Below are 13,436 nucleotides of genomic sequence, written 5' to 3'. Positions count from 1 at the left end.
AATATTAGAGCAATTAGAAAATTTGTTAAAGATAATTATTATATTAAGTTTACTAAGAGTTTTCTTAAAAAAAAACAAATTGTGTTATAAACGTTAAAAATTTAAACAGTTAATGTAATTATATACCCTACCTGATTCTTTGAATTTGTTTTACAAACAGGTTTTTATTGTATTTTCGCTATAAATTTTCATCAATGTATACCCTGCTTAAAGCCTTTATTTTTACTGTTTATTTGTCTTCAGGAGTGCTGTTTGCCCAATCAGATAAAAAGCCAAACGTAATAATAATTTTAATGGATGATATGGGCTATGGAGATACCGAACCTTATGGTATGACCGGGATACCCACACCAAATTTTAATAAGATTGCTGCACAGGGTACACGCTTTACGCATTTTAATGTTGGCCAGCCTGTGTGTACTGCATCACGGGCATCATTACTTACAGGCAGCTATCCCAACCGCATAGGTATGGCAGGGGTATTATTGCCTGGAGCAGACAGGGCACTTAACCCTAAAGAAAAAACAATTGCAGCCATGCTAAAAGATGCCGGGTATGATACTGCTATGCTGGGTAAATGGCATTTGGGTAACAAACCGCCTTATATGCCTATACATTATGGCTTTGACTCTTTTTACGGTATTCCTTATTCTCATGATGTATGGCCTGTAACCTGGGACAGTATCAGGGTAACCAATCCTAAAGATATAAGGTATGACTGGCCTGCGGTACCCGTATATGATGGTGATAAAATAGTAGATTCAATTATTACGCATAAGCGTGCTTCGAGCCTTACAGCTGAGCTTACAGAAAAAGCTGTGAAGTTTATTAATGCTGAAAAGAAAAAACCGTTTTTTTTATACCTGGCGCACCCTATGCCGCATGCGCCGCTGGTGCCGTCGGATAGATTTAAAGGTAAGAGTGGCATGGGGCTTTTTGGTGATGTTATAATGGAGCTTGACTGGTCTTTAGGTGAAATTATGAAAGCACTTGATGAAAACGGTATTGCAGAAAATACTATACTTATTGTAACCAGCGATAACGGGCCCTGGCTTCATTTTGGTGATAATGCAGGATCGGCCGGTGGATTTAAGGAAGGCAAATCTACTGCTTTTGACGGTGGCACCCGGGTACCGTTTATTATCCGCTGGCCATCTAAAGTTACTGCAGGAGATGTTAACAGCAGCCTGATTACCAGTATGGACATATTACCTACTATTGCTGCTGCCACCGGGTCAAAATTGCCGGTAGAACGGATTGATGGCTTAAATTTTCTGCCTGCATGGACGGGTAATGATAAAACCGGCCCCAGAGAGTTATACTATTATTATTATGACGGTAACAGCCTGAGGGCTATACGCTATAAAAACTGGAAACTTGTTTTTGCACATACCAGTAATTCTTATACAGGGCCGCATGGCCGTGGCGGGGAGCCCGGTAAAATTATAAAAGAGGAAGAACCTATGGGGTTGTATGATATAGCTCATGACCCCGGCGAGCGTTATAATGTGTTGGACCTGTACCCCGTAGTTGTTGAAAAATTAAAAAAATATGCCCAGGAAGCACGTAATGACCTGGGAGATGGGTTACAGCACATAGAGCCTACCAATGTAAGACCTGCTGCCACAGTTAAATAATTCGTTTTAGGTTTTTATTAACTCATAAATGTATCTTAATCAACGTGATGCTTTTTTTTTGCTTAGTAATTTTATAATGAGATTATTACTAACAAAAAACAATTTATTATGCCTTTTATCAAAACAAACTCGGTTAGTTTATCAGGAAGTTATGAAGAAGTCAAATTATTTTACCAGGATATTGGCCGTGGCAAGCCTGTAGTGCTTATACATGGATGGCCCCTGAACAATGAAATGTGGGAATACCAGTATAACGAATTACCTAAACATAATATCAGGGTAATTTCTTATGACCGCCGTGGTTTCGGAAAATCGTCAAGGCCATGGGATGGTTATGATTATGACACCTTTGCACAAGACCTTAGACTTATAATTGAAGAGCTGGAGCTGACAGATGTAACCCTTGTTGGTTTTTCTATGGGTGGGGGAGAAGTAGCCCGTTACCTTTCTAAATATAATGCTGATGGACGTGTAACAAAGGCCGTGCTGGCAAGTGCAGTTACCCCCTACCTGTTACAAACGGATGATAACCCAACAGGGTTGCCACAGGATATGTTTGATGACATTAAAAACCAGCTGCAGGAAGACAGGCCGGCATTTTTGGCCGACTTTGCAAAAAAATTCTATGGGGTGCACCTGTTTAATAAACCGGTAAGTGATGCATTTTTACAACGAGACCTTATGCTTACACTTAACTCCGCAGGTTATGCTACCATCAAATCAATGGATGCCTGGGCTACAACCGATTTCAGGGCTGATGTTGACAGTATAAAAGTTCCGCTGCTTGTTATTCATGGCAAGTCTGATGAAACCGTACCTATCGATGCCTCGGCCGAAGAAACCGTAAAACGTGTTCCGCATGCAGAGTATATGATTTATGACGATGCCCCGCATGGCTTGTTTTATACCCATAAGGATAAGTTTAATGAGGATATCATCAACTTTATAAACTCTTAATTAGAAGAATTAGCTATATAGAAAAATAAAGCCGCCTGAATATTCAGGTGGCTCTCATTTTATACTTTGTTTTCTTCTTGCTCTTCTTCACAATCTTCGTCTGTATCATCACTTTTACAGTTATCAGGCGGTATATCGCCATGATATTCAACCTCTTTTTGCTCAATATATACTGCATATTCACTGGGACGTATGCGCCGGCCTTTAAAAATGGCATACATACGGGTAAATTCTGCCCCAAAATACATTATAGCAGCGGTATAATATACCCACAGCAATATAATGATAAGTGACCCTGCTGCACCATACGGAGACCCTGCACCCGTGGTACTTATATAAAGCCCTATCAGGTAACGGCCCAGCATAAAAAGGCAGGCCGTAAAGAAGGCACCGGCCCTCACATCTTTCCACTTTATGCGGGCATCGGGCAATACTTTAAATATTACGCCGAAAAGCGTCATAATAACCAAAAAGCCAATAATAATGTTTGCAGCATTAAAAATAACCAAAGTAACGTTTGGGAAATATTGTTTTAATATATCGTTAAGCGCTACCAGTGCCCCGTTAATAATAAGCGATACAATAAGTAAAAAGCCAAGTCCTATTATTATAGAACCAGACTGTAGCCTGTCTTTTAAAAGCTTTAGCCACCCTTTTTTAGGCTTAGCCCTTATTTTCCATATCATATTTATAGAATCCTGTATTTCCCCAAAAACTGTTGTGGCAAGTATTACCAGTGTAATAGCACCAATAATAAGAGAAATTGTTGTTTTGCCCGAAAGTTCCATGTTCCGTATAACTACCTGTATCTGGTCTGCCGCTTTATCTCCTAATAAATCATTTAACTCACTAAAAACCCGTCCTTCAATGGCATCACGCCCAAAAACCGCACTTGTTATAGATATTATTAATAATAATAATGGTGCAAGCGAGAAAACTGTGTAATATGACAGGGAGGCACTTAATTTTAACCCCTTATCCAGCATAAAGCCCGCACCGGCTTTCTTTAATATAGTAAACCCATTTTTGAGTGATTTTTTTGTAAAATAATTCTTCATATAACGTGTCAGCTTTATTTAAGTATAAAATTAAAATAAGGTATAAGTAAATACTATTATATTAACATAACTATACAATTTTCAGGCGCTAAAAAGTTTTATTTTATGCCAATGGCATTAGTTACAGGAATAAAGAGCCAATTATTTCATAAAATTAGCCTTACCTGCTTTTGCTGCTTTGCATGTTGCTGCTAAATACGTAATTTTATAAGGAAAATACAGTAAATTCTTAATATTATTAAAATGAAGATTGTAATTATAGGAGGTGGTTTTGCAGGTATCAACCTGGCTAATGAACTGGCAGATAATGAGCAATTTGATATTACGCTGGTAGATAAAAATAACTATAATTTTTTTCCTCCGCTTATTTATCAGGTAGCCACAGCATACCTTGAACCGTCGAGTATAAGCTATCCTTTCAGGAAATATTTCAGGGGAAAAGATAATATCCACTTTCGTTTAGGTGAATTTTTAGAAGTAAAACCCGAACAGAATATAGCGGTGCTTCATAACGGCGAAATAAGTTATGATGCCCTGGTGTTTGCCACAGGTGCCGAAACCAATTATTTTGGTATGGAGAATGTGCAAAAAAATGCCATACCTATGAAAACCCTTAATGATGCCATTGAAATGCGTAACAAGCTGTTGCAGCGTATGGAAAAGGCTACATTGCATAAAAACAGCCGTGAGCGCCGTAAATACCTAAACATTGTTGTAGCTGGGGGAGGCCCTACGGGTGTAGAAGTTTCGGGCATGTTTGCTGAAATGCGCCGCGGTGTGCTGCGGAAGGAATATCCTGAGCTGAAAACCAGTGTAAGTAACATATATCTGGTTGACGGTGGCGACGCCCTTTTAGCACCAATGAGTGAACAATCACAAAAAGATACGTATGAGGCACTTTCTAAACTGGGAGTGATTATTAAACTGAACAGCCGGGTAACCGATTATAAAGATGATACGGTACACCTGCATACCGGTGAAACCATACTTTCTAAAAACCTTATATGGGCAGCGGGGGTTTCAGCACGCGTATTTAATGGGCTGCCGGCTGAAAGCTATGGCCGGGGCAGGCGTATGAGTGTTGATGCTTATAATAAAGTTTTTAATACTAATAATATATATGCTATTGGTGATACCTGCATACAGCTAACTGATGAAGATTTTCCGCATGGGCACCCACAGGTGGCACAGGTTGCCATACAGCAGGGCAAGCACTTAGCCAAAAACTTTAAAAACACAGTGCAGAATGAGCCGCTGGTGCCTTTTAAGTATAATGATAAAGGCTCTATGGCTATAATAGGTAAAAACAAAGCTGTGGTAGACCTCCCCAAACCCAAAATGCATTTTAAAGGCTTTATTGCCTGGCTAATGTGGTTATTTATACACCTTATATCGCTTATTACCTACAGGAACAGGCTCACCACATTCTGGAACTGGATGACATCCTATTTTTCTATGGACCAGCCGCTGCGTATGATTATACGCCCTGAGAAAAAGCACAAAGAACCGATACATGAAAACAACTGATATACTTAATTGTATATGTGCAGAAAATGAGTCACTCCATTACATAAGGGTGGCTTTTTTTCTTTGTTTAAAATAAACGATATTTGCAACGTAAATTTGATTTAAATGATGAATAAAAATACAGTGCTGGCCTGGGCAACCTTTATAATGATTGTAATGGGAGTTTTGCTTATATGTATGGGAGCTTTTAAGTATGATGAAGTAGCCGGTTATGGCTTTGGAGCTGTAGGTATTGGTTTTTTGGCCATAGCCTGGGTTTTTAATGCACTCAAAGGGCGCGTATAATAAATGAAAAAGATTTAAAAACTGAAATAAATAATATGTCAGACGATAAAAAAGTAATATTCTCAATGTCCCGGGTAAATAAAACTTACCAGGGCAGCAACAAACCGGTGTTAAAAGATATTTACCTCAGTTTTTTCTATGGGGCTAAAATTGGTATACTGGGGCTTAACGGTTCGGGTAAATCTACCCTTTTAAAAATTATAGCCGGGGTAGAAAAAAGCTACCAGGGCGATGTAGTGTTTTCACCAGGTTACACTGTAGGTTATCTTGAGCAGGAGCCACAGCTTGACGAAAATAAAACCGTTATAGAAGTAGTGCGCGAAGGCGTGGCCGAAACAGTAGCTATACTGGATGAGTTTAATGCATTAAACGACCAGTTTATGCTCCCGGAGGTGTATGAAGACGCTGATAAAATGCAAAAGCTGATGGACCGCCAGGCCGAGCTTCAGGATAAAATTGATGCCAGTAATGCGTGGGAGCTTGATACCAAACTTGAAATAGCTATGGATGCCCTGCGTACACCGGAGCCTGATACCCCTATAAGTGTGCTTTCGGGTGGTGAAAAAAGGCGTGTGGCATTGTGCCGCCTGCTGCTTCAACAACCTGACGTATTATTGCTGGATGAGCCTACCAACCACCTTGATGCCGAGAGTGTGCTGTGGCTGGAACAGCACTTGCAGCAATATGCGGGTACGGTAATTGCCGTAACGCACGACCGTTATTTTCTTGATAACGTGGCAGGGTGGATTCTTGAATTAGATAGGGGCGAAGGTATACCCTGGAAAGGTAATTATTCCTCTTGGCTGGACCAGAAAGCCAAACGGTTGGAGCAGGAAGAAAAAACAGCGTCTAAGCGCAGGAAAACCCTGGAGCGTGAGCTGGACTGGGTACGCCAGGGCGCCAAAGGCCGCCAGACCAAACAAAAAGCCCGTTTACAAAACTATGACAGGCTACTTAATGAAGACCAGAAACAACTGGAAGAAAAACTGGAACTCTATATACCCAACGGCCCAAGGCTGGGTACCAATGTTATTGAGGCAAAAGGTGTTGCCAAGGCATTTGGGGATAAATTACTATATGATAATCTTAACTTTACGTTGCCGCAGGCTGGTATTGTAGGTATTATAGGGCCAAATGGTGCCGGTAAAACTACTATTTTCAGAATGGTAATGGGTGAAGAAACTCCCGATAAGGGCGAATTTGCAGTGGGTGATACTGTAAAAATTGCTTATGTAGACCAAAGCCACAGTAATATAGACCCTGAAAAATCTATATGGGAAAACTTTGCCGACGGGCAGGAACTTATAATGATGGGGGGCAGGCAGGTAAACAGCCGCGCTTACCTGAGCCGTTTTAATTTTGGAGGTAGCGATCAGAATAAAAAAGTAAATACCCTTTCAGGGGGGGAGCGCAACAGGCTGCACCTAGCCATGACGCTTAAAGAAGAAGGCAATGTATTGCTACTGGATGAGCCTACTAACGACCTTGATATTAACACACTTCGTGCCCTTGAAGAAGGCTTGGATAATTTTGCCGGTTGTGCGGTAATTATTAGCCACGACCGCTGGTTTTTAGACCGGGTGTGCACGCACATACTGGCATTTGAAAACGACTCTGAGGTATACTTTTTTGAAGGAAGTTTCTCTGAATATGAAGAAAACCGCAAAAAGCGCCTTGGTGGAGACCTTACCCCTAAGCGTATAAAATACAAAAAACTTATGAGGGGGTAATGATATTAAATATAAAATGGATGGCTATCCAGCCGGAAAATAAATAAGCCCGCTACAACATAGCGGGCTTATTTATATTATTCAGTAACGTTTAAAAATAGTAGGCCTCCATATCCTGGAGCAATGTAGGTCCTTTTGGCTGCCAGTTTAGTGTTTTTCTTGTCTTGTAGGATGATGATGAGCAATCCATCGTAGCAAAATGAGTGAGCCAGCCAAAATGGTTTTCGGCTTCTGTATTGTTTAAGCTCACAAGAGGGAGTTGCAGGTTATGGCTTATGGCTTTTGCAATTTCTATAAACGGTACGCCTTCTTCTCCCACAGCATGAAAAACTTTTTGCTCAGGCTGCTGTTCTGCAATCAGGCGGTAAAGCACGGCAGCATCAAAACGGCAAACCGCCGGCCAACGGTTAAGCCCTTCGTTAATATATGCCGACTGCCCATGTTCTTTAGCACTATTAATAATCATAGGCACAAAACCGTGGTCTCCTTTACCATGCACAGAGGGAGGAAGCCTCACTATATAGGTATTAACCCCCATCTCAGCTGCTTTGGCTGCTGCTGCTTCCGAAGCTGCCCGGGGTATAACGTCGGCACCTGCCGTAATGGTATCATCTTCGTTAACTAAACGGTCATAATGCAGTATACCAATAGCTGAGGTTATAATAAGTGGTTTATGCGTTCCAGATAAAGTTTTAGCAAAAATGTCAATAACCTTTCGGTCTGCCTCGCAGCTTGCTTTATATTGAGAGAAATCATGGTTAAAGGCGGTGTGTATAACAGCATCGCAACTAGTTGCGCCCTGTTTTATCGTGTCAGGGTCATTTACATCACCGCGAAGTACTGTGGCACCTGTTTCCTTTAATTTTTCAGCGGCACTCTCACACCGTACTAATCCCAGTACGGTGTGTCCGGCTGAAATTAACTCATTAACAATAGCGGAGCCAACAAAGCCTGAGGCTCCTGTAACAAATACATGCATAATATTAAGTTTTTTAAGTTTAGCAAAACAACTTAAAAACCGTTTTAAAAACATGGTCATCTGACCATATTTTGAACTTATGGGTGTAACTGTGCGTGACGGATACGGGTTAATGTTTTAACAGAAATACCCAGGTAAGAAGCAATTATGCGTAACGGTAAGCGGGAAAGGAGATGAGGGAACCTTTGCGTAAATTCTTCATATTTATCTTTTGGCGTGCCGCCAAGCGTAGTTAAGATTCTTTGCCGGCTGAAGTATATATTATTAGATATAACCTGTTCAGAATATTTTTTTAACAGGGGTAATTCATGCAGCAGTGTATTAAAATCAGCTTTACGCCATAATAAAACGTTGCTCGGTTCTATGGCGCCTATATTTATACGGGTAGGGGTTTCGCAATCGTAACTTTCAACATCAAGTGTCCAGCTTAATTCAGGTGAAAGCTGAAGTGTGTGTTCATTGCCGTCATCCCCGATGCTGAAGGTTCGGAGCAGACCAGTCTCAACAAAAATTTTATGGCGGCAAACCTCCCCGGGTTGTAACAGAAATTCATTTTTGTTTACTGTAAGCGGTATAGCAAGCCCTTTTATAGTATTTATTGCACTATCGGGCAGGGCTGTCTTTTCTTTCAGGTATTTTTCAAATGACAATTCCATATAGCAAAAGTATTAAAAGTCAGTAAAATCAAATTAAGCGGGAATAGAATATTTAGCTCTTTTAGTTTCTCATTTTTTTAAAAACCCAACAACTTGCTTAACTTCGCCACAGTAAATATAAATTATGGCAAAAGTTGTTTTTATTACCGGGGCATCAACCGGTATCGGCAGGGCTACCGGTGAATTTCTGGTTTCTAAAGGGTATAATGTATACGGTACCAGCCGTAACCCTGAAAAAATAAGCGATTCTCCCTTTCCGCTGGTGGCGCTTGATGTGCGTAATACCGATAGCATAAAAAGAGCAGTAGCGCAGGTAATTGATGAAGCAGGGGCTATAGATGTATTGGTGAACAATGCCGGTGTGGGCATTACGGGCCCTATTGAAGAAATTCCTTCCGAAGAAATAAAAAATAATTTTGAGGTAAACCTGTTTGGGCCTGTTGAGGTAATGAAAGCTGTGCTGCCCCAAATGCGTAAACAAAAAAATGGCCTGATTATAAATATAACTTCTATTGCAGGCTATATGGGGTTGCCCTACCGTGGTGTATACAGTGCCTCTAAAGGGGCACTGGAGCTGATTACCGAAGCCCTGCGTATGGAGGCTAGGCCTTTTGGTATTACCATAACCAGTGTGGCACCCGGTGATTTTGCCACCAATATAGCGGCAGGGCGTTACCATGCCCCTGTTGTAAAAGGATCTCCTTATGAGGCCACATACGGCGCCACGTTAAGTACTATGAACGACCATGTGGATGCCGGGAGCAACCCCCAGCAGATGGCTGAAGCTATTTATGCCGTTATGAAAGACCCTAACCCCGCTGTGCATTACCGGGTAGGGGCTTTTATGCAGAAATTTTCTATTACGCTTAAAAAGATTTTGCCGGATAAAGTGTATGAAAAAATGCTGATGAAACATTATAAATTGTAGTTTTGCACCTGTAAACTCAACAACAAACAACACATATGAAATTTTTTATTGATACAGCAAACCTTGCACAGATAAAAGAAGCACAGGAACTTGGCGTGCTTGATGGTGTTACTACCAACCCTTCGCTTATGGCTAAAGAGGGTATAACCGGTAAGAATAACATTTTAAAGCACTATGTGGATATTTGTAACATAACCGATGGTGATGTTAGCGCTGAAGTAATTGCTACTGATTTTGAAGGTATGATACGTGAGGGCGAAGAACTTGCCGACCTGCATGACCGTATTGTGGTAAAACTTCCGCTGATAAAAGATGGTATTAAAGCCTGTAAATATTTTACTGATAAAGGTATTAAAACCAATGTTACCCTTGTGTTTTCCGCAGGGCAGGCACTATTGGCTGCAAAAGCCGGTGCCACTTACGTTTCGCCATTTATAGGCAGGCTGGATGATATTTCTACCGATGGGCTTAACCTTATTGAGGAGATACGTGAAATTTATGACAATTATGCGTACGAAACGCAGATACTTGCTGCTTCGGTACGCCATACCATGCACATTGTAAACTGTGCTAAAATTGGCGCTGATGTAATAACCGGGCCACTTTCGGCTATTTCAGGTTTGTTAAAACACCCTTTAACTGATGCAGGACTGGCACAGTTTATTGCCGATTACGAAAAAGGGAATAAATAATATACCGATTTAATATATACTACGGCAGGCTATTAAGCCTGCCGTTCTTTTTTAGGCAAACTGCTCTTCTATCAGTTTTTTATTTATTATTGCCCCGGCTTTATTGCCGCTGGAAACCGCATGGGCAACTGACCGGAATAGGGAAAGGCAATCGCCTGCGGCATACACGCCCGGCAATGAGGTTTCCATATATTTTGATACATAAATAAAACCCTTATCAGTAAACTCTACCCCCAAATCTTCCGGTATACTGCACTGCTGTATAAATGGCAACTGGGTATAAATCACTTCAGGAAATTCCGGTGTTGCATCTTCAAATAGCACTTTTTTTACATACCCGTTTTCTTCTTCTATAGCACTTATAGTGTTTTCTACTACGGTAATATTAAAGGTATTTAACTTTAGTGTTTCTTCTGGTGTAAGGGTACTGGTTCCGTTGGTGAAAAGGGTGAGGTTTGCAGTCCACTGCCGTATGGTTTTTGCCATTTCATAGCCTGTATCTCCATTGCCTATAACGGCTGTTTTTTTGCCCTTGGCCTCATAGCCATGGCAATAGGGGCAGTGTAATATACTTTTACCCCAGCAGTCTGAAAATCCGGGAGTAATGGGCAGTGTATCGGTAATGCCTGTGGCAAAAAGTATTTTTCTTGAAATATAATTGTCACCACTTTCTGTGGCAACTATGAAGGTGTTATTTTTAGGCTCTACCGCAGTAGCCAGCCCTTCTATAAACGTTACGGAGGGGTAGGCAAGCACCTGCTCTTTAGCATGGTTATGTAATTCAGTGGGGGTTACGCCATCGTTAGTAATAAAATTATGCGAATGTGGGGCCAGCTTATTACAGGGGTTACCACTGTCTATGACCAGTACATAACGAAGGCTTCTGCCCAGGGCAAGCGCTGCCGAAAGGCCTGCATAGCTGCCGCCAATGATAATTACATCATAAAGGTCCTTTTCTTCCATGCTTTAAAGATACCAAACCGGATAAGCATGTCAGAATATTTTAACGTATTGTTATAAGGCTTATTCTATAACAATTTCTTTCAGTTTTTCGCGGTATGATTCCAGTATTTTGGCTTTGTAAATAAAGCCATAAAAGCGTTCATCTTTGAGTATAGGAAGATATTCGGCACCCGACTCATCAAACTTTTCCATAATCATTTCTATAGAGTCTTCAACTGATGCAATATGTAGCGGCACGGTCATAATCTCCTCCATAGTGGCATATTTTAATTTAAACGAGTTAAATACAATATGGCGGATATTATCAAAGTCAATAATACCTACAAGCCGTTTTTTCTCATTTATCACCCCAATATGGTTATAACGGTGTGCCGAGAGGAGCGAAACCACCTCTGCTGGTTTTTGGGTATCCAGTACTGTTGGCGCCCCGGTTGATACTACCTCCAGTATATCAATACTGGAAAGGATGTTTTTATCTTTATCTGAGGTAAATACCTGCCCTTTATCTGCCAGGTGTTTTACATCCATAGAATAGGTTTCAAACTGTTTTGATACGGCAAAACTTATAGAAGATACTATCATTAGCGGTACCATAAGGTTATAACCTCCTGTAATTTCACCTATAAGAAAGATAGCGGTAAGCGGTGCGTGGAAAAGCCCGCTCAAAATACCGGCCATACCTACAATGGTGAAATTACTAACCGGGAGTTCTTTACCCAGGTTAAGCAGGTTTATAAATTTTGCCATAAAAAAGCCAAGATAGGAGCCTACAAAAAGCGAAGGCGCAAAATTACCCCCGTTACCGCCACTGGCAAGTGTAAGCCCGGCTGCAAAAGCCTTAAATAACATGGTGAGACCAGTAAATATGAGCAATATCCAGCCACTGGTTTTAACATCTTCCAGCAGGGTGTTTTCTAAAAGCCCTGCGGGATTTGTAGAAAGTGTTTTAATACTCTCATATCCTTCACCAAATAGTGTTGGGAATAGGAAAATAAGCAGGGCTAACGGCAGTGCCCCATAAAGCGCCTTACGATAGCCTCCAATAGGCAGTTTTTCAAAATGTTCTTCAATACGCTGAAAAGCCCGTGCATGGTATAATGATACAAAACCGGCCAGTATGCCCAGCAAGATATAATACGGTATATTATGGTAATCGAAAAACTGGCGCTGGCTGAATGAGAGCAGCACTTCTTCATTTAGTACTATGGTGGATACTATGGCGCCCGTAGCTGCCGATATCATGATGGGAATAAAAGCGGTAATGCTTACATCGGTAAGTACAACTTCTATAGCAAATAGCACGCCTGCAATAGGGGCGTTAAATGCTGCGGCAATACCCGCGGCAACGCCACAGGCTAAAAGCAATATACGGTCTTTTTTAGAAAGCTTGTATTTTCGGGCAAAGTTAGAGCCAAATGCCGCCCCCGTTATGGTAATGGGCGATTCCAGCCCCGCAGAGCCGCCAAGACCCACAGTAAGTGAACTGGTTATAATTTGGGCATACATTTGCTTGCGTGGCATAATACCGCCTTTTTTGGCTACGGCCACCAATATGCGCGAGCTGCCTTTTTCCAGCTTGTTGTCCAGTACTTTTTTTATTACAAATACGGTAAGCAATATGCCTACTATCGGCAATATACTGTTAATGTAGGGTAGTTTAAGGTAGCCGTTTACATAGTTGGCAAACCTGAAAACATTGTGGGCAAAACTTTTTAGTATAATTACGGCAAAAGCTGTAGAGGCAGATACAAGTACACAGGAAAGATATATAAAATGCCTTTCAGACAAAAGGCTTTTAAGCAGAAACAAAAAAATATCTAACCGGCCCAAACTGTGTCGGAAATACAGCCTGGTTTTTGTAACAATGCGTCTTGGCATTTGTTTATTAAAATTTGAAGTTTTGCAATAGGTTGCAAAGGTACTTTATATTAAAGTTTTTTTGATACAATTTAGATATTTTTTAATGCCTCTCTGTTACTAAAGCAATTAGGGTAAGTAAGGCTAATAAATTGATGTACAGCTTG

General features: G+C 40.9%; 12 protein-coding genes. 7 read left to right on the top strand and 5 right to left on the bottom strand.

Going from position 1 to position 13,436, the window contains the following annotated elements; genetic code table 11:
* The first annotated feature begins 194 nt into the window (after positions 1-194).
* Together ABS766_RS00990 and ABS766_RS00985 are read left to right on the top strand one after the other, a co-directional pair.
* Complete coding sequence (locus tag ABS766_RS00990) at positions 195-1,637, top strand: sulfatase family protein (protein ID WP_408083213.1); 1,443 nt, start codon at positions 195-197, stop codon at positions 1,635-1,637.
* Between the two features lie 108 nt (positions 1,638-1,745).
* Positions 1,746-2,594, top strand: coding sequence for an alpha/beta fold hydrolase (locus tag ABS766_RS00985; RefSeq protein ID WP_408083212.1), 849 nt, complete (start codon positions 1,746-1,748; stop codon positions 2,592-2,594).
* Positions 2,595-2,653: 59 nt separating this feature from the next.
* Here ABS766_RS00985 and ABS766_RS00980 read toward each other — a convergent pair whose 3' ends face one another.
* The gene (locus tag ABS766_RS00980) at positions 2,654-3,652 is read right to left on the bottom strand and encodes a YihY/virulence factor BrkB family protein (protein WP_408083211.1); all 999 of its coding nucleotides are present in this window, start codon (positions 3,650-3,652) and stop codon (positions 2,654-2,656) included.
* 243 nt (positions 3,653-3,895) lie between these two features.
* Here ABS766_RS00980 and ABS766_RS00975 point away from each other — a divergent pair, with 243 nt between their 5' ends.
* The 3 genes from ABS766_RS00975 to ettA all read left to right on the top strand — a co-directional run bounded on the left by ABS766_RS00975 (position 3,896) and on the right by ettA (position 7,194).
* Positions 3,896-5,179 carry an NAD(P)/FAD-dependent oxidoreductase gene (locus ABS766_RS00975; RefSeq protein WP_408083210.1) on the top strand — a complete coding sequence of 428 codons (1,284 nt, stop codon included), beginning with the start codon at positions 3,896-3,898 and terminating at the stop codon, positions 5,177-5,179.
* Positions 5,180-5,287: 108 nt separating this feature from the next.
* Positions 5,288-5,464 carry a CAL67264 family membrane protein gene (locus tag ABS766_RS00970; RefSeq protein WP_408083493.1) on the top strand — a complete coding sequence of 59 codons (177 nt, stop codon included), beginning with the start codon at positions 5,288-5,290 and terminating at the stop codon, positions 5,462-5,464.
* Positions 5,465-5,499: 35 nt separating this feature from the next.
* A complete protein-coding gene (gene ettA, locus ABS766_RS00965; protein WP_408083209.1) occupies positions 5,500-7,194 on the top strand; it encodes an energy-dependent translational throttle protein EttA in 1,695 nt (564 codons plus the stop codon).
* Positions 7,195-7,285: 91 nt separating this feature from the next.
* On the opposite strand, the gene ABS766_RS00960 is transcribed toward ettA, so the two are convergent.
* On the bottom strand, positions 7,286-8,173 hold the full coding sequence (locus ABS766_RS00960) for an SDR family oxidoreductase (RefSeq protein WP_408083208.1): 888 nt from the start codon (positions 8,171-8,173) through the stop codon (positions 7,286-7,288).
* A 77-nt stretch (positions 8,174-8,250) separates the two neighbouring features.
* The gene (locus ABS766_RS00955) at positions 8,251-8,829 is read right to left on the bottom strand and encodes a Crp/Fnr family transcriptional regulator (RefSeq protein ID WP_408083207.1); all 579 of its coding nucleotides are present in this window, start codon (positions 8,827-8,829) and stop codon (positions 8,251-8,253) included.
* A gap of 124 nt (positions 8,830-8,953) precedes the next feature.
* Here ABS766_RS00955 and ABS766_RS00950 point away from each other — a divergent pair, with 124 nt between their 5' ends.
* A complete protein-coding gene (locus tag ABS766_RS00950) occupies positions 8,954-9,757 on the top strand; it encodes an SDR family oxidoreductase (protein ID WP_408083206.1) in 804 nt (267 codons plus the stop codon).
* Between the two features lie 35 nt (positions 9,758-9,792).
* Positions 9,793-10,449: a fructose-6-phosphate aldolase gene (gene fsa, locus ABS766_RS00945; protein WP_408083204.1), complete on the top strand. Its 657-nt coding sequence runs from the start codon at positions 9,793-9,795 to the stop codon at positions 10,447-10,449.
* A 51-nt stretch (positions 10,450-10,500) separates the two neighbouring features.
* On the opposite strand, the gene ABS766_RS00940 is transcribed toward fsa, so the two are convergent.
* Positions 10,501-11,412: an NAD(P)/FAD-dependent oxidoreductase gene (locus ABS766_RS00940; RefSeq protein WP_408083203.1), complete on the bottom strand. Its 912-nt coding sequence runs from the start codon at positions 11,410-11,412 to the stop codon at positions 10,501-10,503.
* Between the two features lie 60 nt (positions 11,413-11,472).
* The gene (locus tag ABS766_RS00935) at positions 11,473-13,290 is read right to left on the bottom strand and encodes a chloride channel protein (RefSeq protein WP_408083202.1); all 1,818 of its coding nucleotides are present in this window, start codon (positions 13,288-13,290) and stop codon (positions 11,473-11,475) included.
* Positions 13,291-13,436 lie beyond the last annotated feature (146 nt).

Source organism: Flavobacterium rhizosphaerae, from assembly GCF_046000445.1.
Taxonomy (GTDB): Bacteria; Bacteroidota; Bacteroidia; order Flavobacteriales; family Flavobacteriaceae; genus Flavobacterium; species Flavobacterium rhizosphaerae.
Note: the sequence above shows the minus strand (reverse complement) of the source record. Positions and strands in the feature narration are given on the sequence as shown.

Excerpts from the sequence above, each read along its gene's own strand:
- ABS766_RS00990 (WP_408083213.1), top strand. The coding sequence starts at position 195 with ATGTATACCCTGCTTAAAGCCTTTATTTTTACTGTTTATTTGTCTTCA.
- ABS766_RS00985 (WP_408083212.1), top strand. The coding sequence starts at position 1,746 with ATGCCTTTTATCAAAACAAACTCGGTTAGTTTATCAGGAAGTTATGAA.
- ABS766_RS00980 (WP_408083211.1), bottom strand. The coding sequence starts at position 3,652 with ATGAAGAATTATTTTACAAAAAAATCACTCAAAAATGGGTTTACTATA.
- ABS766_RS00975 (WP_408083210.1), top strand. The coding sequence starts at position 3,896 with ATGAAGATTGTAATTATAGGAGGTGGTTTTGCAGGTATCAACCTGGCT.
- ABS766_RS00970 (WP_408083493.1), top strand. The coding sequence starts at position 5,288 with ATGAATAAAAATACAGTGCTGGCCTGGGCAACCTTTATAATGATTGTA.
- ettA (WP_408083209.1), top strand. The coding sequence starts at position 5,500 with ATGTCAGACGATAAAAAAGTAATATTCTCAATGTCCCGGGTAAATAAA.
- ABS766_RS00960 (WP_408083208.1), bottom strand. The coding sequence starts at position 8,173 with ATGCATGTATTTGTTACAGGAGCCTCAGGCTTTGTTGGCTCCGCTATT.
- ABS766_RS00955 (WP_408083207.1), bottom strand. The coding sequence starts at position 8,829 with ATGGAATTGTCATTTGAAAAATACCTGAAAGAAAAGACAGCCCTGCCC.
- ABS766_RS00950 (WP_408083206.1), top strand. The coding sequence starts at position 8,954 with ATGGCAAAAGTTGTTTTTATTACCGGGGCATCAACCGGTATCGGCAGG.
- fsa (WP_408083204.1), top strand. The coding sequence starts at position 9,793 with ATGAAATTTTTTATTGATACAGCAAACCTTGCACAGATAAAAGAAGCA.
- ABS766_RS00940 (WP_408083203.1), bottom strand. The coding sequence starts at position 11,412 with ATGGAAGAAAAGGACCTTTATGATGTAATTATCATTGGCGGCAGCTAT.
- ABS766_RS00935 (WP_408083202.1), bottom strand. The coding sequence starts at position 13,290 with ATGCCAAGACGCATTGTTACAAAAACCAGGCTGTATTTCCGACACAGT.